A 21,163-nucleotide genomic window follows, 5' to 3' on the forward strand; every position below is an offset into this window, starting at 1 on the left:
CCATGGCCGTCCTGGTACTGACCCTGGCACTGGCCGGTTGCGCCTCGGTGCCGCCGCCGAATGACTCGATGAATCAGGCGCAGAACCGGCTGCAGATGGCCCGCGATGCAGGCGCGGCGGATTACGCGCCGGTCGACCTGGGCTTTGCGCAGGACAAGTTCCAGCTGGCGCAGGCGGCCATGGCCGAGCGCAAGTACGCCGACGCGGCGAACCTGGCCGAGGAATCGCGGGCCGACGCCGAGCTGGCCCAGGCCAAGGCCCGGTTGGGCGCGGCGCGGGCGCAGATCCAGAGCAAGGTGCAGGAAAACACCCGCCTGCGCCAGCAGGGCGAACAGGCTGCAGGCGCCGGGCAGACGCAAGACGCGGCTCCGGCTCCGGCCAGCGCACCGCCGACCGGGGACATGCCGGCGCCGTCGTCGTCGACCCTGTCCGCGCCGCCGGCCGATGGCTTCCAGACCGTACCCGACGCCGTCCAGCAACCCGCTGCGAATTCCCAGGGAGGCCAGCCATGAAGCGCTCCACTGCCACTCTTGCCGCGATCATGCTGGCGCTGGCCAGCCTCGGTTCGGCGCACGCCCGGCAGGATGACATCGACATCAGCCGGCTGACCGGCAGCCTCAACCAGCTTGCCGACGACCCCGGCATGGGCAATTACGCGCAGGCCGAACAGGCGCGCGCCCGCGACGCGATCAACCGGCTGGCCCAGGCCAGCTCGCGCGAGCGGCCGCACGTGCTGTACCTGGCCGAGCGCCGGGTCGACCTGGCCAAGACCGCCGCGCAACTGCAGGACGCCCAGATCAAGCTGACCCAGCTCGACCGCGAGCACGATCAGATCCTGCTCGACAACAGCCGGCGCGATGCGGAACTCGCGCGGCGCGAGCTGGAACGCCAGCGCCTGCAGTACCAGCTGGCGCAGGAAGAGTCCGCCCGGCTGCAGGCGCAGGGGTTGGAATATTCGCAGGCCGCCGACCAGGCGCGTGCCGAAGCCGAGCGCGCGAAAAAACTGGCGGCAGCGCAGAGCAAGGTAGCCAGGGCCGCCCGGCGCCAGGCCGAGCTGGCCGCGCAGGCGGCCAAGGCAATGCGTTCGCAGATGGAAGACACCGACAAGCCTGCCGAGGCGGCCCCGGACACCTCGAAAAAGCACCCTTGACGCAACCCCCGGCGGGGCGCTGCGGCGCCCCGTCGACGCCCGCGTCCTGTGCCTGAAGGCGGCTCGCCCGGGTTTCGGTTAGGTAAGTGTAAAAGACTGTTTTGACAGCTATTTCGCGGAAGCCTCCAGGTTTCGCGGAGGGGCCTCGCAAGGCTTGCAGCCCCCTGACCGGGGGAGTAGGGTCGAAGTCCCACGAGGCATCCAGGCCGCGTGGGCTACTGACCCGAATCATGCGCTTATCCCACGTTTCCATGCGTCACCCGCTTCCCGGTATGCCGGCGCGGGTCGTGGGTGCGTGCATGCATTCAACGTCTGCGGATGCTTCCTGTCGCATCCGTACGTCAACTAGCGAGGAGGTCGGATCATGTTTGAAAACCAGCAGCGTGATGATGTCGAGGCATTGATGAAGGCCGACGCCGAATTCCGGCGGCTCTACCAGCACCATCGGGAACTCGACAGCAAGGTGCACGACGCCGACATCGGCGTGCTGCCCATCGACGATGTCACTCTTGCCAGCATGAAAAAGGAAAAACTGCTGGCCAAGGCGCGACTCGAACGCATGTGGACGGATCGGGCGCACCTCATCCACTGACACTGCGGTTTCACGCAAGCGCGGCCCCGGGCCCTTCCCAGCGTATCGGGAAGGATGCCGGGGCCGCCGCGTCTGCGGCGTGCGGCCAGGCCACTCGGTTATCATGGCGATCCTGCAGCGGCGGCGTCGCCCGAAGCTGCTTTCCCAGTGACGGAGTCCCCATGACGGTCCACCAGAGTGTCCTTGAGCTGATCGGACGTACCCCGATGGTGCGCGCGCAGCGCCTCGACACCGGGCCGTGCGGGCTGTTCCTCAAGCTGGAGAGCGCCAACCCCGGCGGCTCGATCAAGGACCGCATCGGCCTGTCGATGATCGAGGGCGCCGAGAAGGACGGTCGCATCCGCCCGGGCGACATTCTGGTCGAGGGCACCGCCGGCAACACCGGCCTGGGCCTGGCCCTGGTCGCGCAGCAGAAAGGCTACCGCCTGATCCTGGTGGTGCCGGACAAGATGAGCCGCGAGAAGATCTTCAACCTCAAGGCGATGGGCGCGGAAGTGGTGCTGACCCGCTCCGACGTGGCCAAGGGCCACCCCGAGTACTACCAGGACATGGCCGAGCGGATCGCCCGCGAAACCCCCGGCGCCTACTTCATCAACCAGTTCGGCAACCCCGACAACCCGGCCGCGCACATCGCCAGCACCGGGCCGGAAATCCTCGAACAGATGGACGGCCAGGTCGACGCGATCGTGGTCGGCTGCGGCTCGTCCGGCACGCTCAGCGGCCTGTCGAAGTTCTTCGCCGAGCACTCGCCGCAGACCGAACTCGTCCTGGCCGACCCGGTCGGTTCCATCCTGGCGCAGTACATCAACGAAGGTACGCTCTCGACCAAGTCCGCCAGCTGGATGGTCGAAGGCATCGGCGAGGATTTCCTGCCCAGCATCAGCGACTTCACCCGGGTGAAGAAGGCCTATGCGATTCCCGACAAGGAGAGCTTCCTCACCGCGCGCGAACTGCTGGCGAAGGAAGGCATCCTGGGCGGCTCGTCCACCGGCACCCTGGTCGCCGCGGCGCTGCGCTACTGCCGCGAGCAGACCACGCCGAAGCGCGTGGTGACCCTGGTCTGCGACACCGGCAACAAGTACCTGTCCAAGCTGTACAACGACTACTGGATGCTCGACAACGGCTTCATCGAGCGCGAGCAGCACGGCGACCTGCGCGACCTGCTGCTGCGCCCGTTCGCCCAGCGCGACACCGTGGTGGTCGGCCCGAACGAACTGCTGATCACCGCCTACAACCGCATGAAGCTGTACGACGTGTCGCAGCTGCCGGTGATGGATGGCCGCAAGCTGGTCGGCATCGTCGACGAGTCCGACGTGCTGATCCACGTGCACGCCGACGGCGCGCGCTTCCGCGACCCGGTGTCGACCGCGATGATGACCAACCTGCAGATGCTCGACGTGCGCTCGCCGGTCGAATCGCTGCTGCCGGTGTTCGAGCGCGGCCACGTGGCGATCGTGGTCGACGGCGACGATTTCCTCGGTCTGATCACCCGCATCGATCTGCTGAACTGGTTGCGCCGCAAGGTGGATTGAACGATCCGGTGCCGTGCGTGTCGATGTGGCGGCCGGCCCGCGAAAGCTTGTGTCAATGAAGTCCGGCCAGAATCGCTTGCCCGCGGCGGAGCCCGAGGCTCCGCCACCCATCAAAGGAAGCTGCCCCGATGTGCGGAATTGTTGCTGCCGTTGCCCAGCGTGATGTCGCTCCGCTGCTGATTGCCGGCCTGAAGGCTCTCGAATACCGGGGCTACGACTCGTCCGGTGTGGCCGTGCTCGACCGCGGCGCGATTCGCCGCGTGCGCGCCAAGGGCAAGGTGCGCGAGATGGAGGCGCTGTACCTGGCCGCGCCGCTGCCCGGTGGCACCGGCATCGCGCATACTCGCTGGGCCACCCACGGCGTGCCGAACGAGGCGAATGCGCATCCGCACATCGCCGGCCGGGTCTCGATCGTGCACAACGGCATCATCGAGAACTACGTCAGCCTGCGCGCCGAACTGCAGGCAGGCGGCCATGTGTTCACCTCGGAAACCGACACCGAGGTGATGGCCGCGCTGATCGACCGACGCATCGATCAAGGCCTGAACCTGCGCGAGGCGGTGCTGGCCACCGTGCGCGAACTGGAGGGCGCCTATGCGATCGCGGTGCTCAGCAGCGACGAGCCCGACCGCGTGGTCGGTGCGCGCCGCGGTGCGCCGCTGCTGGTCGGCGTGGGCATCGGCGAGAACTTCCTCGGCTCCGACGCGCAGGCGCTGATCCAGGTCACCAACAAGATGGTCTATCTCGACGAGGACGACGTGGTCGAGATCACCCGCGACAGCGTGCGGGTGTTCGGCCTCGACGGCACGCCGGTCGAGCGCGCCGTGCACGAGAGCGAGCTGTCCACCGACGCGGTCGAGCGCGGCGAGTACCGCCATTACATGCAGAAGGAAATCTTCGAGCAGCCGCGCGCGGTGGCCGACACGCTGGAGGCACGCATCGGCCCGCACGGCGTGCTGCCGAACATCTTCGGCATCGACAGCGACGCGCTGCTGCGCGCCACCCGCGGCCTGCACATCATCGCCTGCGGCACCAGCTATCACGCCGGTCTGGTCGCGAAATACTGGATCGAGGAATATGCGCGGCTGCCGGTCAGCGTGGAAGTGGCCAGCGAGTATCGCTACCGCGAGACGGTGGTGCCGGCCGACACTCTGTTCGTGGCGATCTCGCAGTCCGGCGAAACCGCAGACACCCTGGCTGCACTGCGCGAGTCGCGCCGCCGCGGCTACCTGGGCACGCTGGTCATCTGCAATTCGCCCGAGTCCTCGCTGGTACGCGAGGCGGACCTGAAGTTGATGACTCGCGCCGGCCCCGAGATCGGCGTGGCTTCGACCAAGGCCTTCACCACCCAGCTGGCCGGCCTGGCCCTGCTGGCGCTGGAACTGGCTCGCCGCAACGGGCTCGATGACGACCGTTACGCCGCGCTATGCGCCGAGCTGCAGCGCCTGCCGCGCGCGATCGAGGGCGCGCTGCAGCTGGAACCGGCGATCATCGAACTGGCCGGCGAGTTCATCCAGCGCCAGCATGCGCTGTTCCTCGGCCGCGGCGCGCAGTATCCGGTGGCGCTGGAAGGCGCGCTGAAGCTCAAGGAAATTTCCTACATCCACGCCGAGGCGTACCCGGCCGGCGAACTCAAGCACGGCCCGCTGGCCCTGGTCGACGAGAGCATGCCGGTGGTCGCGGTGGCGCCGAACGGCCCGCTGCTGGACAAGCTGAAGTCCAACCTGCAGGAAGTGCGTGCCCGCGGCGGCCGCCTGATCGTGTTCGCCGACGGCGCCGCCGGCATGGGCGACATGGCCAGCCACGGCGTCATGTTGCGGGTGGAATCCGGCGGCAACTTCATCGCCCCCGCCGTGTTCACCGTGCCGCTGCAACTGCTCGCCTACCACGTCGCCGTGCTGCGCGGCACCGACGTCGACCAGCCGCGCAACCTGGCAAAATCCGTGACGGTGGAGTAGCGCGAAAAACGAGGGAAGAGGAATGAGAGACGGGTGGAAGCTTCGCTGCCTTTCTCTCGTTTCTCACTAATTCACTCGCTCCTTTCTCAGGCTCTTCCGTAGACGTCGTCGTAGCGCACGATGTCGTCTTCGCCGAGGTAGCTGCCGGACTGCACTTCGATCAGTTCCAGCGGCAGCTTGCCGGGGTTGCGCAGGCGGTGCTTGCTGCCGAGCGGAATGTAGGTGCTCTGGTTTTCGCCGAGCAGGAACACCTTGTCGTCGCAGGTGACCTCGGCGGTGCCGGAGACCACGATCCAGTGCTCGGCGCGGTGGTGGTGCTTCTGCAGGCTCAAGGATGCGCCGGGCTTGACCACGATGCGCTTGACCTGGAACCGTTCGCCTTCCTCCAGCGAGTCGTAGCTGCCCCACGGCCGGTACACTACGCGGTGCAGCGAGTGCTCGCTGCGGCCGGCGGCCTTCAGCTGCTCGACGATCTTCTTCACGTCCTGCGCGGCGTCGCGGTGCGCCACCAGGGTGGCGTCCGGCGTGGTCACCACGATCAGGTCGTCGACGCCGACGGTGGCGAGCAGGTGGCGCTCGTGCGAGCGCAGCAGCGAGTTGCGCGTGTCCACCGCCAGGGTATCGCCCTCGCGCAGGTTGCCGTCGGCGTCCTTGTCGCCGGTCAGCCACAGCGCCGACCACGAGCCGATGTCGCTCCATGCGCAGCTGACCGGGATCACCGCGGCGCGCTGGGTCTTCTCCATCACCGCGTAGTCGATCGACTTGTCCGGCACCAGCGCGAATGCGTCGTGGTCGATGCGCACGAAGTCGAGATCGGTCGAGGCCTTCGCGTGCGCTTCGCGCACGGCGGCGAGCATCGCCGGCGCGTGTGCGGCCAGTTCCTCCAGGTAGCGTGAAGCCTTGAACAGGAACATGCCGGAGTTCCAGTCGTAGCCGCCGTCAGCGAGGTACGCCTCGGCGGTGGCCAGGTCGGGCTTCTCGACGAACTGCTCCACGCGGAAACCGTGACCGTCGATCGCCCCGGCGCGGCGGATGTAACCGAAGCCGGTCTCCGGGCGATCCGGGCGGATGCCGAACGTCACCAGCCAGCCCTGCGCGGCCAGCGGCAGCGCCTGCTGCGCTGCTGCGACAAAGGCGGCGGTGTCGCCGATCAGGTGATCGGCCGGCAGCACCAGCAGCACGGCGTCGGCATCGCGCTGCAGCGCCTGCAGTGCGCCCAGCGCGATCGCCGGCGCGGTATTGCGCGCCAGCGGCTCCAGCACGATGGTGGCGTCTTCGATGCCTGCTTCCAGCAACTGGTCGGCGGCGAGGAAACGATGGTCTTCGCTGGCCACCACGATCGGCGCGGCGACGCGCGGCAGCTGCCGGGTGCGCGCAATGGTCTGCTGGAACAGCGTGCCCTTGCCGGCCAGCGCGAGGAACTGCTTGGGCAGGTTCTTGCGCGATACCGGCCACAGCCGGGTGCCGCTGCCGCCGCTGAGGATGAGGGGAATCAACATGGCCAGGTCCTTGTTCAGTGCTCGGATGCGGCAAGCCGGCGTATCACGTCGTGCAGGCCGTGCTGCCAGTCGGGCGGCGGGAAATCGAAATGCTGCCGGAAACCGCCATTGTCCAGCAACGACCAGGCCGGGCGCATGGCCGGCGTGGGGAATTCGGCACTGCTGATCGGGACTACCCGCGGCGGGCGGGCAAGCATGCCAAGTGCCGCGGCTTCATCGAAGATCGCGCTGGCGAAGCCGTGCCAGGTGGTGGCCCCGCCGGCGACCAGGTGATGCGTGCCGATCAGTGCACGACGCTGCGCGCTGCCGGACTGCAGCCAGCGGTCGAGGGCGGCGAGGGTGCCGTCCACGATCAACCCGGTGTCGGTGGGTGCGCCGTGCTGGTCGACCACCACGCGCAGCTCGTCGCGCTCGGCGCCCAGGCGCAGCATGGTGCGCAGGAAGTTGTGGCCGTGCGCGGCGTAGACCCACGCGGTACGCAACGTCAGCTGATCGGCGCCGCTGTCGCGCAGCGCCTGTTCGCCGGCCAGCTTGCTGCGGCCGTAGGCGCCGAGCGGGCCAGTCGGCGCGTCGACGGCGTACGGCTGCGACTGCTTGCCATCGAACACGTAGTCGGTGGAGTAGTGGATCACCAGCGCGCCGTGCGCCGCCGCCCAGCGGCCGAGCGCGCCGACCGCTTCGCCGTTGACGCGGGTGGCCAGCGCCTCTTCCTGTTCGGCACGGTCGACTGCGGTGTACGCGGCGGCATTGACGATCACGTCCGGTTGCACGCGGTCGAGCAGGGCGGGCAGCGATTCGGGGATCGACAGGTCGGCGACCTCGCCATGGCCGCCGTGCGTCAGCGCGCCGTCGCGAGTGGCGACGGTCAGTTCACCGCGGGCAGCCAGGCCTCCGTGCTCAAGAAACGTGCGGCCGAGCTGGCCGTTGGTGCCGAGCAGCAGGGCTCTCACGGTGCGTGGACCGGCAGCCGCTCGGGCGGAACGTCCTCAAGCAGCGGCGTCTTGCCGTCCTTGTCCGACAGCAGCGGCTCGCTCAGCGGCCAGTCGATGCCGAGCGCGGCGTCGTTCCAGCGGATGCCGGCGTCGGCCTTCGGGTCGTACAGCGCGGTGCACTGGTAGGTGAAGGTGGCGAACTCCGACAGCACGCAAAAACCGTGCGCGAAACCTTCCGGTATCCAGAAGTGGCGATGGTTGTCGGCGGTCAGCATCACGCCGACCGACTGCCCGAACGTGGGCGAGCCGCGACGGATATCCACCGCCACATCGTAGACCTCGCCTTCGAGCACGCTGACCAGCTTGCCCTGCGGGTTGGGCCACTGGTAGTGCAGGCCGCGCAGCACGCCGCGCGCCGAGCGCGAGACGTTGGATTGCACGAAGCGATGGTCGACGCCGGCTGCGCGGTACTTCGCCTCGTTGTAGCTTTCGTAGAAGAAGCCACGGGCGTCGCCGAACACCTGCGGTTCCAGGATCAGCGCGCCGGGCAGCGCGGTTTCGATCACTTTCATCGCACGTGGCCTTGCCGGGTCAGCTGCTGCAGATACTGGCCGTAGCCGGTCTTGGCCAGCGGCGCGGCCAGCGCCAACAACTGTTCGGTGTCGATCCAGCCGTTGACGTAGGCGATTTCTTCCGGGCAGCACACCTTGAGGCCCTGCCGGTTCTCGATCGTCTCGATGTAGTTGCCCGCTTCCATCAGCGACTCGTGGGTGCCGGTGTCGAGCCAGGCGAAGCCGCGGCCAAGCTGCTCCAGGTGCAGCGAGTTGTCGTCGAGGTAGCAGCGGTTGAGGTCGGTGATCTCCAGCTCGCCGCGCGGCGAGGGCTTCAGCGAAGCGGCGTAGTCGCACACGCGGCCGTCGTAGAAGTACAGGCCGGTGACCGCGTAGTTCGACTTCGGCTGGGCCGGCTTTTCCTCCAGTCCGATCACGCGGCCGGCGTCATCGAATTCGGCCACGCCGTAACGTTCGGGGTCCCTTACCCAATAACCGAACACGGTGGCGCCGCGTTCGCGCGAAGCGGCACGCTTGAGCCGCTCGGTCAGGCCCACGCCGTAGAAGATGTTGTCGCCCAGCACCAGGCAACTGGGCTGGCCGTCGACGAAGTCGCGACCGATGGTGAACGCCTGCGCCAACCCGTCGGGCGAGGGCTGCACCGCGTAGCGGATGTCGATGCCCCACTGCGAGCCGTCGCCGAGCAGGCGCTGGAACATCGCCTGCTCGTGCGGGGTGTTGATCACCAGCACCTCGCGGATGCCGGCCAGCATCAGCGTGGCCAGCGGGTAATAGATCATCGGCTTGTCGTACACCGGCAGCAGCTGCTTGCTGACCGCGCGGGTGATCGGATGCAGCCGGGTGCCGGAGCCGCCGGCGAGGATGATGCCTTTCTGCGTGTTGCTCATGAACCCGTCCTTTCTGTTCTCGGCTTTCATGAGCCGAGGCGCTCCATGCGGTAGCTGCCGTCGAGCACGCGCTGCACCCACGGCTGCTGGGCCATATACCAGTCCACCGTCTGCGCGATGCCGGTTTCGAAGGTCTGCGACGGCTGCCAGCCCAGTTCGGTCTGCAGCTTGCTGGCGTCGATCGCGTAGCGGCGATCGTGGCCGGGGCGGTCCTTGACGTAGGTGATCAGCGACTCGCGCGCACGACCGTCGGCCAGCGGCCGGCGTGCGTCGAGCAGGGCGCAGATGGTCTTCACCACGGCGATGTTCTCGCGTTCGGCATTGCCGCCCACGTTATAGGTCTCGCCCACCCGGCCGGCATCCAGCACGCGGCGGATCGCGCTGCAGTGGTCGCCGACGAACAGCCAGTCGCGGATGTTTTTCCCGTCGCCGTAGACCGGCAGCGACTCTCCGACCAGCGCTTTCTGGATCACCAGCGGGATGAGTTTTTCCGGAAATTGGTACGGCCCGTAGTTGTTCGAGCAGTTGGTGGTCAGTACCGGCAGGCCGTAGGTGTGGTGAAACGCACGCACCAGGTGATCGGAGGCGGCCTTCGAGGCGGAGTACGGCGAGTTCGGCGCGTACGGCGTGGACTCGGTGAACTTGCCGTCGGTGCCGAGCGAGCCGTACACCTCGTCGGTGGACACATGCAGGAAGCGGAACGCGCCGCGGGCGGCGCCTTCCAGTCCGCGCCAGTAATCGCGGGTGCATTCGAGCAGGCCCAGCGTGCCGACCACGTTGGTCTGCACGAACTCGGCCGGACCGTCGATCGAGCGGTCCACGTGCGATTCGGCGGCGAAATTGACGACGGCATCAGGCCGGTGTTCGGCCAGCAGCTGGGCCACCAGTGTGCGGTCGCCGATGTCGCCGTGCACGAACACGTGCCGCTCGTTGCCCTGCAACGAGGCCAGCGTGTCCGGGTTGCCGGCATAGGTGAGCTTGTCCAGATTGACGACGCGCAGGCCATCGGCGATGGCCTGCAGCACGAAATTGGCGCCAATGAAGCCGGCTCCGCCGGTGATCAGCAGTGTCTTCATGTATCACTCCAGATTGAACCAAAGTATTCTGTCATAACAGGGAGGGGATGGTGTGCGGGGCGCTTTGCAGTCTTGCAGCGCGGATTCATGTGTGGCGGGGTCGACGGCGCGTTTCAGGTGCTGGTTCTTGTGCAGGTTGAAAGTGCCGGGATGCCGGACATCGGCTCCAGTCCATCGCCATGAAGGCATCGTGAGCGAATACCTGGTTTGCGGATGTATCTGAGGTGGATGTGTCGGTTCCTTCCATGAAAATGATCCATCCGACGCTGAGCAGCTTCCTCATCCGGGCGTTGTCGAGTCCGCACTTGTCCATGCTCCGCAATCAGCTTCCCGTGCCCATGCGGCAATGGGTTCGCAGGGTGCTTGAAAAACCCGTACGGCAGGGCCTCGGATTCCGTCGCACACCGGAATGGCGACAGGCCACGGCAGTGGCGGCCGGCACGCCACCGGCCCGTCAGTCGACGCATGGTGCCACGCCCCTCCAGGGGATCAACCTCTACGGCTATCTTTCCCGTTGGCTCGGCTTGGGCGAGTGTGCGCGGTTGTATGCCAACGCGATGCTTGCATCGGGCTATCCGGTATCGCTGCACGATGTGGACATCGACATTCCGCATGCGCGACATGACCGGACGCTGGCCCCGTTCATGGACTCGGCAGCATCGTTCAGCCGGGACCTGATCTTCGTCAATCCGGATCACTGGGAAGACACCTTGCTCAGCATCGGGGGGCCTTGCGGACACAATCGCCATGTGATCGGTTACTGGTTCTGGGAACTGGAAAACTTTCCCGAGGATTGGCGGCAGGCACTCGACCGGGTCGACGAGATCATGGTTTCGTCCGCCTTCGTCGAGCAGGCGGTGCGCCGGGTCTGCAGCAAACCGGTAACGCGCGTGCCGATGCCCCTGGCGCTGGGGGAGGACAGTGGCCTGCAGCGCAGGCATTTCGACTTGCGCGAAGACGACTATGTCTTTTTCTGCTCGTTCGACTTCAACTCGGCGGTCGCAAGGAAGAATCCGCATGCCGTCATCAAGGCATTCCGCCACGCGTTTCCGCGCGGTGACGAAAAGGTCGCCCTGCTGATCAAGTCGAGCAATGGCGACCGCAATGCGGCCTTGCTGATGCAACTGCTTGGGGCTGCCGCGCGCGATCCCCGCATCATGGTGCGCGACGACCTGCTCGAACGGCATGACTTGCAGGCGCTGCATCGCTGCATCGACGTGTATGTGTCATTGCACCGCTGCGAGGGCTTCGGGCTGGGTATGGCCGAGGCGATGTGCATGGGCAAGCCGGTGGTGGCCACGGCCTATTCGGGCAACATGGAGTTCATGACCACGGCCAACAGCTGCCTGGTGAACTACCAGATGGTCGCCGTGCGTCCCGGTGAATATCCCTACGCGGATGGCCAGCAGTGGGCCGACCCGGATCCGCAGCACGCCGCGCGCCATTTCCATGCGCTGTATCGGGACCGCACCTTGGGACGTTCCCTGGGCGCGCAGGCCGCACAGGACATGGCGCACAATTTCTCGGTCGAGGCCTGCATGAACGTATTGAAAAAACGGTTGAGTCTGGTTGACCCTCGATTGGATGGAGCCGCGTGATGGGCCTGCTGCCGGCCGATACTTGCGCTGACCACGCAGATGGACGTGATTGAATGATGAACGAACCTCATGACGCGCCGTCCGGAAGCGCCAGTGGAATCCCTGCTGCACCGCTTGTCCCGGCGAGTCTCGATTGGCGCAAGCTGGCGGATCAACGCCTGGCTCGTCTGGTCGAGCTCGAACATGACCACGCCGTCATGCGCGATCGGCTTGCGCTGCTGCAGGTCGATTATCGCCAGATGCTGGTGGCCAACGAGGAGCAATTGCAGCGCATCGTCGAACTGGACCGGGAGCGCCTGAAGATGGAGCGCAGGCTGGCCGAGCTGGCGCGGGAGTGCGCCGACGTACGAGCAGTGTTCGTGAACAGCCGCTCATGGCGCCTGACGCGGCCGCTGCGAGTGATTTCCAGATGGTGGCTAGCCGACCGGCATAGCGTCGGAGGGCTGGTACGCATGATGCTGCGAGTCCCTCTGCTGCGACGGGGCGCCAGGTTCGTGGTGCGGCGAGTGCCGGGCTTGCATGGTCGCCTGCGAACCAGGCTGTATCCGCAGGCCGGAAAGGTCGGGCGCGGGAGCCTCCATTGAAAATGCCGGGCCTGGGCCCGGAGTGCGCCGGCCGGAAGACACCCGGGGAGCCTTGATGAAAATCGTGCTGGATCTCCAGGGCGCGCAATCGCACAGCCGTCACCGGGGCATCGGTCGTTATTCCCTGTCGATGGCAAAGGCCTTCGCCGCGGAGGCCGGGCACCACGAGTTGTGGCTGGCATTGAATGGACGCCAGGATGAAAGCTCGATCGACCTGATCGAACAATTCGCGGGGCTGATCCCGCGCGAACGCGTCGTGATCAACGAGCTGCCGGCCGATATTGCCGGCTGCCTTCCCGGAAATCTCTGGCGCGCCCGGATGGCTGCCGCGGCGCAAGCCGGCTTTCTTGCCGGCCTGCAGGCGGACTGCATCTGGCACAGCAGCCTGTTCGAGGGGTGGGGCGACGACTCCACCGCAGCGCTGGGCAGCGGTGTCGACGATCGCCGCCACGTCGCCACGCTGTACGACCTGATTCCACTGCTGAACCCGGCGCGGCATCTGCACGATGCCGCGTATCGGCGGTGGTATTACCAGCGGCTGGGTTTGCTCAAGCGCTGCGGCTTGCTGCTGGCGATTTCGGAATCGTCGCGGCAGGAGGCGGTCGAGGGGCTGCAGATCCGCGCGGATGACGTGGTGGTGGTTTCCGGTGCCGCCGATCCGGTGTTCCGACCCATGCCGGCCGATGCTGCCGACTGGGCGCGCTGGCAGCGCGACTGGCGATTGCAGCCGGGTTTCGTGCTGTATGCCGGCGGCTACGACACGCACAAGAATGTCGATACGCTGGTCGCGGCCTTCGCCGAGTTGCCGCCCGCATTGCGGCAGCGGCATCCGCTGGTGCTGGCCGGCCGTTGCGACGAATTGGCGGTAACACACCTGCGCGGAGTTGCCCGCAGGCATCGCCTGGCCAGCGACAGCCTGATCTTCACCGGCACGCTGGAGGATGAGGAACTGGCGCGGCTGTATTCCAGTTGCACCCTGTTCGTGGCGCCATCGCTGCATGAGGGCCTGGGCCTGCCCCCGCTGGAGGCGATGGCCTGCGGCGCCGCCGTGATAGGTTCCAATACGGCCAGCCTGCCCGAGGTCATCGGCCGGCCGGATGCACTGTTCGATCCGCGCAGCCGCAGCTCGATCGCGGCCAGGTTGCAGGAGGCGTTGACGGACGCCGGCTTCCGCGAAAACCTGCGTGCGCATGCCGTGGTGCAGTCGCGACAGTTCACCTGGCCGGTCAGTGCGCGCAAGGCGTTGGCTGCGATCGAACGGCAGGTGCAGGGCCGTCGCACCGGCTTCCAGCCACCTCGGCCGCGCCTGATCCATGTCTCGCCGCTGCCACCGGTACGCTCGGGCATTGCCGATTACAGCGCGCGCCTGTTGCGCGAACTGGACAGGCATTACGACATCGAGGTGGTCGTCGATCAGCCGGAGATGACCGATCCATGGGTGCAGGCGAACTTCCCGGTCCGTTCGCTGCACTGGTTCCTGCAGCACGCCGATGCCTGCGAGCGGATCCTGTATCACTTCGGCAACTCGCCGTTCCACGCGCACATGTTCGGGATGCTGCGGCGGCACCCCGGCGTGGTGATGCTGCATGATTCGTGGCTGGGCGCGGCACGGAACTGGATGGCGCATGACGCCGGCGACCCGCAAAGTTTCCTGCGCCTGCTGTATGACAGTCATGGTTACGCCGGTCTGTTGCACGACCAGCGTCATGGGCGCGCGGCTACGCTCGATGCCTGGCCGGTCAACCGGGATGTCATCGACCAGGCATTGGGCGTGATCGTGCATTCGAATTACGCCGTCAACCAGGCGCGTCGGCACTACGGCGCGGTCGCTGCGGACAAGTTCACGGTCGTGCCGTTTCCGAAGGAGCGCACGCACGGCGATCGGCGATTGGCGCGCCGCCTGCTAGGCATCGAGCCAGGCGATTTCGTGGTGTGCAGTTTCGGCATGCTGGCGCCGACCAAGTTGAACCACCGGCTGCTGGCAGCCTGGCTGCAGTCGCCGCTGGCTGCAGATGCTTGCTGCCGGCTGATCTTTGTCGGCGAGAACCACGGTGGCGACTACGGTCGGGCGCTGAGCGCGACGATTGCTGCGGCCATGGGCGGGAAACGCATCCACATTACCGGCTTCGTCGGTGCCGACAGTTATGCCGACTATCTGGATGCTGCCGACGTGGCGGTGCAGCTGCGCACGGACTCGCGCGGCGAAACCTCGGCGGCGGTCTTCGACGTGCTGGCCCATGGCCTGCCGTTGATCGTCAATGCGCACGGCACGGCAACGGAGTTGCCGGAGGCGGCGGTGCTCAGGATCGTCGACCATTTCAGCGACACGGAGCTTGCTGCTGCCTTGCAGGTATTGAGGGACGACGCAGAACGGCGCGCCGCACTCGCCGTCGCCGCGGGCCGCCTGATCCGGCAAGAGCACCATCCGGCCGAAGTGGCGCTGCGCTACCACGACGCCATCGAGCATTTCGTGGGGCAGACGCCTGCAGCCGAGCAGCAGCGCCTGCTGGTGAACATGCAACGCGCGCAACCCGAACTGGCTGCGGATGGCCCGGCCCTGCGGGAGCTGCAGCTGGCGCTGGCGGCGAACCGGCCGCGGCTGGACCGGCCGCGCGTGTATGTCGACGTCACCGCCACGGCCAGCAGCGACCTGCATACCGGTATCGAGCGGGTGGTGCACGGCGTACTGTCGGCACTGCTGCAGCTTGAGCAGACACAGTACCGGATCGAGCCGGTGCGGCTGGAGGCGGGTCGCTATGTGCATGCCGCCCCTTGCACGCTGAAACTGCTCGGCCATCCGCCGCTGGCGCTGCCGGAGGACGAGGTGCAGCCGCGTGCCGGGGACATCCTGCTGGGGCTGGACTGGGTTGCCGATGCGCTGCCGCTCAATACGGCGCTGCTCGATGCATGGCGCGTACGCGGTGTGCGCATGCTGTTCGTGGTCTACGACCTGCTGCCGGTGCGTCGGCCAGAATGGTTTCCGGATGGCATCGCGCAGATGCATGCGCGCTGGCTGCAGTGTATCGGCCATCAGGCAGATGCCTTGCTGTGCATCTCGCGATTCGTTGCCGATGATGTGCGTCGCTGGTTCGACGAACACCCGCCGGTACGGCGTGGCGAGCTGTCGCTGGGCTATTTCTATCCGGGCAACGATCCGGCCGCCGCCCGGCCGAGCTCGGGCCTGCCGACCGATGCGGCCGATGTGCTGCAGCGGTTGCGGGCGTCGCCATCGTTCCTCGCGGTGGGCACGATCGAGCCGCGCAAGGGTCATGCGTTCGTGCTGGAGGCGTTCGAGCGGCTGTGGGCGGCTGGCGTCGAAGCGAACCTCGTGGTGGTCGGACGGCAGGGCTGGATGTCCGAGGCACTGGCCGAGCGCCTGCGCGCGCATGCCCGGGCGGGAAGCCGGTTGATCTGGCTGGAACGGGCCAGCGACGAGTACCTGGAACAGGTCTATGACAGTGCGCGTGCACTGGTGGCGGCCTCGGAGGCGGAGGGCTTCGGCCTGCCGCTGGTCGAGGCGGCACGGCGTGGCCTGCCGGTGATCGCGCGCGACATTCCGGTGTTCCGCGAGGTGTCCTCGGCGTTTGCCAGCTATTTCGATGGCGATGACATGGACAGTCTGGTCGAGGCATTGCGGCAAGCCATCGCGATGGACCGTCCTCGGCGATTGCCTGATGCCGATGCCGTGCTCAGCTGGCAGGACACCACCGGCCGGCTGTGGGAAATGTTGTCCGACGACGGGCATCCGCAGTGGCTGCCGCCGTGGCGGCCGCGTGGGTGAGCTCCGGAGCGATCGGGTTCACGCGGCCACAAACTACCGCTTTCACAGATCCCGGCTTGCCCGTAGCATGTCCGTACTTGACCGTACGCAGGGACCCTGAATGAAGGCAGCTTTGATCACCGGCATCACCGGACAGGACGGTGCCTATCTGGCAGAGCTTCTGCTGCACAAGGGATACCGCGTGGTGGGCGCGTATCGCCGTACCAGCTCGACCAACTTCTGGCGCATCGAGGAGCTGGGCATCCAGGAACATCCCCAGCTCGACCTGGTCGAGTTCGACCTTACCGACATGGGTGCGGCGATCCGCCTGCTGGAGAAATACCAGGTCAGCGAGGTGTACAACCTTGCGGCGCAGAGTTTCGTCGGCGTGTCGTTCGACCAGCCGGTGACGACGACGCAGATCACCGGGGTGGGTGCGCTGCACCTGCTCGAGGCGATCCGCGTGGTCGACCCCTCGATCCGCTTCTACCAGGCCTCGACCTCCGAAATGTTCGGCAAGGTAAAGGCGGTGCCGCAATGCGAGGAGACGCCGTTCCATCCACGCAGTCCCTATGGCGTGGCCAAGTTGTATGCGCACTGGATCACGGTGAACTATCGCGAGTCGTATGGCCTGTTTGGCGCCAGTGGCATCCTGTTCAACCATGAATCGCCCTTGCGTGGGCGCGAGTTCGTGACCCGCAAGATCACCGATGCGGTGGCCAAGATCCGGCTCGGCAAGCTCGACATGCTGGAACTGGGCAACCTCGACGCGCAGCGCGACTGGGGTTACGCGAAAGAGTACGTCGACGGCATGTGGCGCATGTTGCAGTTTGAGACGCCTGACACCTTCGTGCTGGCCACCCAGCGCACCGAGACGGTGCGGAATTTTGCCCGGATGGCGTTTGCCGCGGCCGGTATCGAGCTGGCCTGGCACGGTACGGAAGCCGATGAGCGGGGTGTGGATACGCGGACCGGCAAGACGCTGGTGCGCATCAACCCGCGCTTCTACCGGCCGGCGGAAGTCGAGCTGCTGATCGGCGACGCCAGCAAGGCGAAGGCCGCGCTCGGCTGGTCGCCGGAGACATCGCTGGAGTCGCTGTGCCGGATGATGGTCGAGGCCGACCTGCGCAGGAACGAACATGGCTTCTCCTTCTGAACCGGCGCCGCGCCGGGTGCTGGTCACCGGCCTGGGCGGATTCACCGGCCGTTACGTGGCGGCTGAACTCGAGCGGGCGGGGTATGCCGTATCCGGCTTGTCGCCGGCGTCGCACGATGCGGCCGCCGGGCATGTCGATCTGCTCGATGCCGCGGCGGTGCACGCGGCGGTAGCGGGGATCCGGCCACAGGCAGTGATCCACCTGGCGGCGATCGCGTTCGTCGCGCATGGTGACGTCGACGCGGTTTATCGCACCAATATCCTGGGCACGCGGCACCTGCTCGCCGCGCTGGCCGATCTGCCGGTGCCGCCGTCGATCGTGGTGCTGGCCAGCAGCGCCAACGTCTACGGCAATGCCGAAGGCCACGCCGGTCTCCTGGGCGAGGACACGCCGGCGGCCCCGGCCAACGACTATGCCGTCAGCAAGCTGGCGATGGAGTACATGGCGAAGACCTGGTCAGCGCAACTGCCGCTGGTGTTCACCCGCCCGTTCAACTACACCGGGGTGGGCCAGGACGAGCGCTTCCTGATCCCGAAGATCGTCGACCATTTCCGCCGCGGTGAACGGCGCATCGAGTTGGGCAACCTGGATGTCTGGCGCGAGTTCATGGACGTGCGCGCAGTGGCCTGGGCCTACCGCCGGCTGCTTGAAACCGAGGGTGGCGGCGATACCTTCAACATCTGTTCGGGCGTCGGTTATTCGCTGCGCGAAGTGCTGGCGATGATGACGGAAATTGCCGGTTATGCGATCGAGGTCAGCGTGAACCCGGCCCTCGTGCGCGACAACGAAGTGCAGCGCCTTGAAGGTGATCCGGCCCGGTTGCGGGCACGTATCGGCTCGCTCCCGCACCATGGGCTCATGGAGACGTTGCGCTGGATGTATCGGGGCGTTCCTGCGCGTGGCGGGTGATCTGCACTTCGGCGCCGAGCCAGCTGCTGCCCACGAAATCCTCCTGGCGGGTGTTGAACACATGGAAGATCAGGGCGTTGTCGCGCCACTCGAAATTCTTGTCCAGGTGGGAGTCCTCGCGTGACAGCGACAGCGAGACCGAGTAGCTGCCCTTGCCCAGCCGGGCGGGGAAGCTGAAGCAGTACGTGACTTCCTCGCCTGCCGTCAGCTGTTCGAGCGGCTGTTCGAGACGATGCGTGTTGATGCCGTAGATGGCCTGGCCGAGCCGGTCCTTCAGCAGGAAGCCGAGCACCAGCCGCGACAGCGCCACGTTGGCGCGGATGCGAACCTGCAGGCGCAGCGGCTCACCCACTTCCACCGTGTCGGCCGGGAGGTCGTGCTGGTTGAGCAGGCGTGCATCGATGATGCTGGCTTCGCCGGTTCCCGAGATCGTGGTGACCCGGCCGTCGGCCAGGGCCTGCTGCCTGATCATCTGGTGATTGTGCTCGGCCATCATCGCGTTGTAGTAGTCGAGTACGTCGACTGGCGGCCCCTGCATGCGGATACGGCCGGAATCCATCAGGATGGCCCGGTCGCAGACGGTCTGGATGGCGTAGCGGTCGTGCGACACGATCAGCAGGGTGGTGCCTTCGCGGCGAAACGTACGGATGCGCTCGAAGCTCTTGTGTTGGAAGTACGAGTCGCCCACCGACAGCGCTTCGTCGACGATCAGGATGTCGGGCCGCTGCGCAGTGGCCACGCTGAAGGCCAGGCGCATCTGCATGCCGCTGGAGTAGGTGCGCACCGGCTGGTCGATGTACTCGCCGATCTCGGCGAACGCTTCGATCGCCGGCATCAGGCGGGCGATCTCTTCGAGCGATAGCCCCAACAGCTGGCCGCCCATCACCGCGTTCTGCCGGCCGGTGAAATCGGGGTGGAAGCCCATTCCCAGTTCCAGCATCGCGGCCACTCGCCCGCCCGCCACGATCTCGCCGCAGGTGGGCCGCACCGTGCCGGCGATCAGCTTCAGCAAGGTGCTCTTGCCGGCGCCGTTGGCACCGACGATGCCCACCGCCTCACCGGCATGCAGGTGGAAGTCGATGTCTTTCAGCACCCAGCGTTCCACATGGCGTGGCTTGCCGACCGGCATGAGCCACTCGGCCAGGCGCGACCATTGCCCGGGGTATTGCTTGTAGGCCTTGCCCAGCCCGCTGACGCGAATGTCACCCATCAGAGTTCGTCCACCATCTCGCCGGCACGGCGGCGGAACAACACCAGCGCAGCCACGCACAAGACGGCGGCGAGCACGGCTACCGGCCAGATCGTCCGCCAGTCCGGGGCCTGTCCGTACAGGAAAATACCCTGGTAGGCCTGTGCCAGCGGAGTCATCGGATTGAGGGCCATCCATGGCCGGATCGCCGCCGGCAACGTGGCGGTGGAATAGATGATCGGGGTGAACCAGAACCAGAACTGCAGCAGGATGTTCACGAACTGGCCGACGTCGCGGAAGAACACGTTGAGCACCCCGGCGATGATGCCAAGGCCGGTGGCGAAGGCGATCTGTACCAGCAGCACCGGCACCGCGTACAGTGCGATCCAGCCCGGGAAGCTGTGGGTCAACGCGAGGAAGATCAGGAAGATCGAGAAGGTGATGGCGAAGTTCACCAGCGCATTGATCACCGTGATGGCGGGCAGGCAGATGCGTGGAAAATTGAGTTTCTTGATCATGTTCCCGTTGTCGAGGAATACCGTCTGCCCGCGCTGCAGGATCTCGCCGAACAGGCCCCAGGTCAGCAGGCCGGCACACAGGAAAACGCTGTACGCGTAGGGGCTGTTCATGCCCGGCAGGCGGGTGCGCATCAGCTCGGAGAACACCACTGTGTACACGGTGATCATCGCTACCGGTTGCAGCACGGTCCACGCCGCGCCGAGCAGCGAATTGCGGTAGCGCGCCTGGAATTCGCGTTTGACGCTGCCGAGGATGAAGCCCCGGTAGTGCCACAGGGCGCGGGTAAGGGTGAGGCTCATGCGGGTTCGACTCCGGTCAGTCGATTGCGTCGTGGCTGTCCTGCGTCGGCGAGGCCTGCTTGCGTCATGGTTTGCGTGCCACGATGATCTGGCTCTTCGGCATGAACTGGTCCAGCTGCTGCTTGAGCTGGGTCCCCTGCGGCAGGGCCAGGATGGCGCGCCATGCCTCGGTCCAGTGATTCAGCGCCGGATGATCGGGCTTGTCCAAGTCTACTTTGCAGGCCCAGAACAAGGCCCACCAGATCGACCAGAAGAATCCGTACTGGGTGTGCTCCTCGATGACCAGGCCGGCGCGGGTAACCATCCGTGCAAACTGTTCGCGTTCGATGATGCGGACATGGTTGGGTTTCTGGAAGTAGCTGGGTGGCGCCACGTGCTTTTGCAGGTTCTCCTGCAGCGCATCCGGCACGCTCAGCAGGTAGCGGGCGCCCGGCTTGCCGATGCGCACCAGTTCGGCGAGCAACTGGTCGGGATCGTCGACGTGTTCGAGTACCTCGGTGCACAGCACGCGGCTCGCCACGGCGTCCGCCAATGGCAATGGGTTGGCGTCGCTGACATGGGTGGCGTAGGCGTGCGGGATGATTTCCGCCAGCTTTCCCCCGATCGCGGCGATCACCTGCGGGTCGATGTCGACGACGGTGACATGCGCACCGCGGCGGGCGCAGAACAGGCTGGCGCCACCGTCGCCGCAACCCACGTCGACCACCGTGTCGTCCGGCCCGATCGGGATGCCGCGAAACACCTCGTCGGTGGCGTTCTGGAACCACCCGCTCAGCACGGCGTCGTGCAGGCCGACACCGGTGGCGCCGGACAGGTCGACGGTTTCAGGTGTCGGGGCGGGTGCGCCTGGCTCGCCGCGGGCGTCGGATGACACCGACCCGGCGCCTTCCGCGGAAGGCGGCAATCCAAGCAGCTTCTTGGTGAGGTCGGACATGGTCAGTTTCCGGGAG

18 protein-coding genes are annotated in these 21,163 nt (G+C 66.5%); 10 read left to right on the forward strand and 8 right to left on the reverse strand.

Going from position 1 to position 21,163, the window contains the following annotated elements; genetic code table 11:
- Nucleotides 1-2 precede the first annotated feature (2 nt).
- From ASG75_RS11770 to glmS, 5 genes are all read left to right on the forward strand, one after another.
- The gene (locus ASG75_RS11770) at nucleotides 3-512 is read left to right on the forward strand and encodes a DUF4398 domain-containing protein (protein ID WP_235580218.1); all 510 of its coding nucleotides are present in this window, start codon (nucleotides 3-5) and stop codon (nucleotides 510-512) included.
- A complete protein-coding gene (locus ASG75_RS11775; protein WP_056389461.1) occupies nucleotides 509-1,150 on the forward strand; it encodes a hypothetical protein in 642 nt (213 codons plus the stop codon). The genes ASG75_RS11770 and ASG75_RS11775 overlap by 4 nt, the downstream gene beginning before the upstream one ends.
- Before the next feature lie 364 nt (nucleotides 1,151-1,514).
- Nucleotides 1,515-1,742: a YdcH family protein gene (locus ASG75_RS11780; RefSeq protein ID WP_027492953.1), complete on the forward strand. Its 228-nt coding sequence runs from the start codon at nucleotides 1,515-1,517 to the stop codon at nucleotides 1,740-1,742.
- A 161-nt stretch (nucleotides 1,743-1,903) separates the two neighbouring features.
- Entirely contained in the window at nucleotides 1,904-3,274 is a 1,371-nt protein-coding gene (locus ASG75_RS11785; RefSeq protein WP_056389464.1) for a pyridoxal-phosphate dependent enzyme, read from the forward strand.
- 128 nt (nucleotides 3,275-3,402) lie between these two features.
- A complete protein-coding gene (gene glmS / locus ASG75_RS11790; RefSeq protein WP_056389467.1) occupies nucleotides 3,403-5,232 on the forward strand; it encodes a glutamine--fructose-6-phosphate transaminase (isomerizing) in 1,830 nt (609 codons plus the stop codon).
- Between the two features lie 86 nt (nucleotides 5,233-5,318).
- On the opposite strand, the gene ASG75_RS11795 is transcribed toward glmS, so the two are convergent.
- From ASG75_RS11795 to rfbB, 5 genes are read right to left on the reverse strand one after another with little or no spacing between them, the layout of a single operon-like run.
- Nucleotides 5,319-6,731 carry a mannose-1-phosphate guanylyltransferase/mannose-6-phosphate isomerase gene (locus ASG75_RS11795; protein ID WP_056389469.1) on the reverse strand — a complete coding sequence of 471 codons (1,413 nt, stop codon included), beginning with the start codon at nucleotides 6,729-6,731 and terminating at the stop codon, nucleotides 5,319-5,321.
- A gap of 14 nt (nucleotides 6,732-6,745) precedes the next feature.
- A complete protein-coding gene (rfbD, locus tag ASG75_RS11800; RefSeq protein WP_056389472.1) occupies nucleotides 6,746-7,681 on the reverse strand; it encodes a dTDP-4-dehydrorhamnose reductase in 936 nt (311 codons plus the stop codon).
- Entirely contained in the window at nucleotides 7,678-8,235 is a 558-nt protein-coding gene (rfbC, locus tag ASG75_RS11805) for a dTDP-4-dehydrorhamnose 3,5-epimerase (RefSeq protein ID WP_056389474.1), read from the reverse strand. The genes rfbD and rfbC overlap by 4 nt, the downstream gene beginning before the upstream one ends.
- Nucleotides 8,232-9,122 (reverse strand): glucose-1-phosphate thymidylyltransferase RfbA, encoded by an 891-nt coding sequence (gene rfbA, locus ASG75_RS11810; RefSeq protein ID WP_056389476.1) that lies wholly within the window; start codon nucleotides 9,120-9,122, stop codon nucleotides 8,232-8,234. The genes rfbC and rfbA overlap by 4 nt, the downstream gene beginning before the upstream one ends.
- A gap of 26 nt (nucleotides 9,123-9,148) precedes the next feature.
- A complete protein-coding gene (gene rfbB, locus ASG75_RS11815) occupies nucleotides 9,149-10,198 on the reverse strand; it encodes a dTDP-glucose 4,6-dehydratase (protein ID WP_056389479.1) in 1,050 nt (349 codons plus the stop codon).
- Nucleotides 10,199-10,443: 245 nt separating this feature from the next.
- Here rfbB and ASG75_RS11820 point away from each other — a divergent pair, with 245 nt between their 5' ends.
- From ASG75_RS11820 to ASG75_RS11840, 5 genes are all read left to right on the forward strand, one after another.
- The gene (locus tag ASG75_RS11820; protein WP_082547589.1) at nucleotides 10,444-11,796 is read left to right on the forward strand and encodes a glycosyltransferase family 4 protein; all 1,353 of its coding nucleotides are present in this window, start codon (nucleotides 10,444-10,446) and stop codon (nucleotides 11,794-11,796) included.
- A 53-nt stretch (nucleotides 11,797-11,849) separates the two neighbouring features.
- A complete protein-coding gene (locus ASG75_RS11825) occupies nucleotides 11,850-12,380 on the forward strand; it encodes a hypothetical protein (RefSeq protein WP_157616962.1) in 531 nt (176 codons plus the stop codon).
- A 55-nt stretch (nucleotides 12,381-12,435) separates the two neighbouring features.
- Nucleotides 12,436-16,161 (forward strand): glycosyltransferase, encoded by a 3,726-nt coding sequence (locus tag ASG75_RS11830; protein ID WP_056389491.1) that lies wholly within the window; start codon nucleotides 12,436-12,438, stop codon nucleotides 16,159-16,161.
- 100 nt (nucleotides 16,162-16,261) lie between these two features.
- On the forward strand, nucleotides 16,262-17,296 hold the full coding sequence (gene gmd / locus ASG75_RS11835; RefSeq protein ID WP_056389493.1) for a GDP-mannose 4,6-dehydratase: 1,035 nt from the start codon (nucleotides 16,262-16,264) through the stop codon (nucleotides 17,294-17,296).
- A complete protein-coding gene (locus tag ASG75_RS11840) occupies nucleotides 17,280-18,206 on the forward strand; it encodes an NAD-dependent epimerase/dehydratase family protein (RefSeq protein ID WP_056389496.1) in 927 nt (308 codons plus the stop codon). Before gmd ends, ASG75_RS11840 begins: the two co-directional genes overlap by 17 nt.
- Here ASG75_RS11840 and ASG75_RS11845 read toward each other — a convergent pair.
- The 3 genes from ASG75_RS11845 to ASG75_RS11855 all read right to left on the reverse strand — a co-directional run bounded on the left by ASG75_RS11845 (nucleotide 18,154) and on the right by ASG75_RS11855 (nucleotide 21,147).
- On the reverse strand, nucleotides 18,154-19,416 hold the full coding sequence (locus ASG75_RS11845) for an ABC transporter ATP-binding protein (protein ID WP_056389501.1): 1,263 nt from the start codon (nucleotides 19,414-19,416) through the stop codon (nucleotides 18,154-18,156). The genes ASG75_RS11840 and ASG75_RS11845 overlap by 53 nt on opposite strands.
- A complete protein-coding gene (locus tag ASG75_RS11850; RefSeq protein WP_056389504.1) occupies nucleotides 19,416-20,213 on the reverse strand; it encodes an ABC transporter permease in 798 nt (265 codons plus the stop codon). The genes ASG75_RS11845 and ASG75_RS11850 overlap by 1 nt, the downstream gene beginning before the upstream one ends.
- A gap of 64 nt (nucleotides 20,214-20,277) precedes the next feature.
- The gene (locus tag ASG75_RS11855) at nucleotides 20,278-21,147 is read right to left on the reverse strand and encodes a class I SAM-dependent methyltransferase (RefSeq protein ID WP_082547591.1); all 870 of its coding nucleotides are present in this window, start codon (nucleotides 21,145-21,147) and stop codon (nucleotides 20,278-20,280) included.
- Nucleotides 21,148-21,163: the final 16 nt, after the last annotated feature.

The sequence above is a fragment of the Rhodanobacter sp. Soil772 genome (genome assembly GCF_001428385.1).
Classification (GTDB): domain Bacteria; phylum Pseudomonadota; class Gammaproteobacteria; order Xanthomonadales; family Rhodanobacteraceae; genus Rhodanobacter.

Excerpts from the sequence above, each read along its gene's own strand:
- ASG75_RS11770 (WP_235580218.1), top strand. The coding sequence starts at position 3 with ATGGCCGTCCTGGTACTGACCCTGGCACTGGCCGGTTGCGCCTCGGTG.
- ASG75_RS11775 (WP_056389461.1), top strand. The coding sequence starts at position 509 with ATGAAGCGCTCCACTGCCACTCTTGCCGCGATCATGCTGGCGCTGGCC.
- ASG75_RS11780 (WP_027492953.1), top strand. The coding sequence starts at position 1,515 with ATGTTTGAAAACCAGCAGCGTGATGATGTCGAGGCATTGATGAAGGCC.
- ASG75_RS11785 (WP_056389464.1), top strand. The coding sequence starts at position 1,904 with ATGACGGTCCACCAGAGTGTCCTTGAGCTGATCGGACGTACCCCGATG.
- glmS (WP_056389467.1), top strand. The coding sequence starts at position 3,403 with ATGTGCGGAATTGTTGCTGCCGTTGCCCAGCGTGATGTCGCTCCGCTG.
- ASG75_RS11795 (WP_056389469.1), bottom strand. The coding sequence starts at position 6,731 with ATGTTGATTCCCCTCATCCTCAGCGGCGGCAGCGGCACCCGGCTGTGG.
- rfbC (WP_056389474.1), bottom strand. The coding sequence starts at position 8,235 with ATGAAAGTGATCGAAACCGCGCTGCCCGGCGCGCTGATCCTGGAACCG.
- rfbA (WP_056389476.1), bottom strand. The coding sequence starts at position 9,122 with ATGAGCAACACGCAGAAAGGCATCATCCTCGCCGGCGGCTCCGGCACC.
- rfbB (WP_056389479.1), bottom strand. The coding sequence starts at position 10,198 with ATGAAGACACTGCTGATCACCGGCGGAGCCGGCTTCATTGGCGCCAAT.
- ASG75_RS11820 (WP_082547589.1), top strand. The coding sequence starts at position 10,444 with ATGAAAATGATCCATCCGACGCTGAGCAGCTTCCTCATCCGGGCGTTG.
- ASG75_RS11825 (WP_157616962.1), top strand. The coding sequence starts at position 11,850 with ATGATGAACGAACCTCATGACGCGCCGTCCGGAAGCGCCAGTGGAATC.
- ASG75_RS11830 (WP_056389491.1), top strand. The coding sequence starts at position 12,436 with ATGAAAATCGTGCTGGATCTCCAGGGCGCGCAATCGCACAGCCGTCAC.
- gmd (WP_056389493.1), top strand. The coding sequence starts at position 16,262 with ATGAAGGCAGCTTTGATCACCGGCATCACCGGACAGGACGGTGCCTAT.
- ASG75_RS11840 (WP_056389496.1), top strand. The coding sequence starts at position 17,280 with ATGGCTTCTCCTTCTGAACCGGCGCCGCGCCGGGTGCTGGTCACCGGC.
- ASG75_RS11845 (WP_056389501.1), bottom strand. The coding sequence starts at position 19,416 with ATGGGTGACATTCGCGTCAGCGGGCTGGGCAAGGCCTACAAGCAATAC.
- ASG75_RS11850 (WP_056389504.1), bottom strand. The coding sequence starts at position 20,213 with ATGAGCCTCACCCTTACCCGCGCCCTGTGGCACTACCGGGGCTTCATC.
- ASG75_RS11855 (WP_082547591.1), bottom strand. The coding sequence starts at position 21,147 with ATGTCCGACCTCACCAAGAAGCTGCTTGGATTGCCGCCTTCCGCGGAA.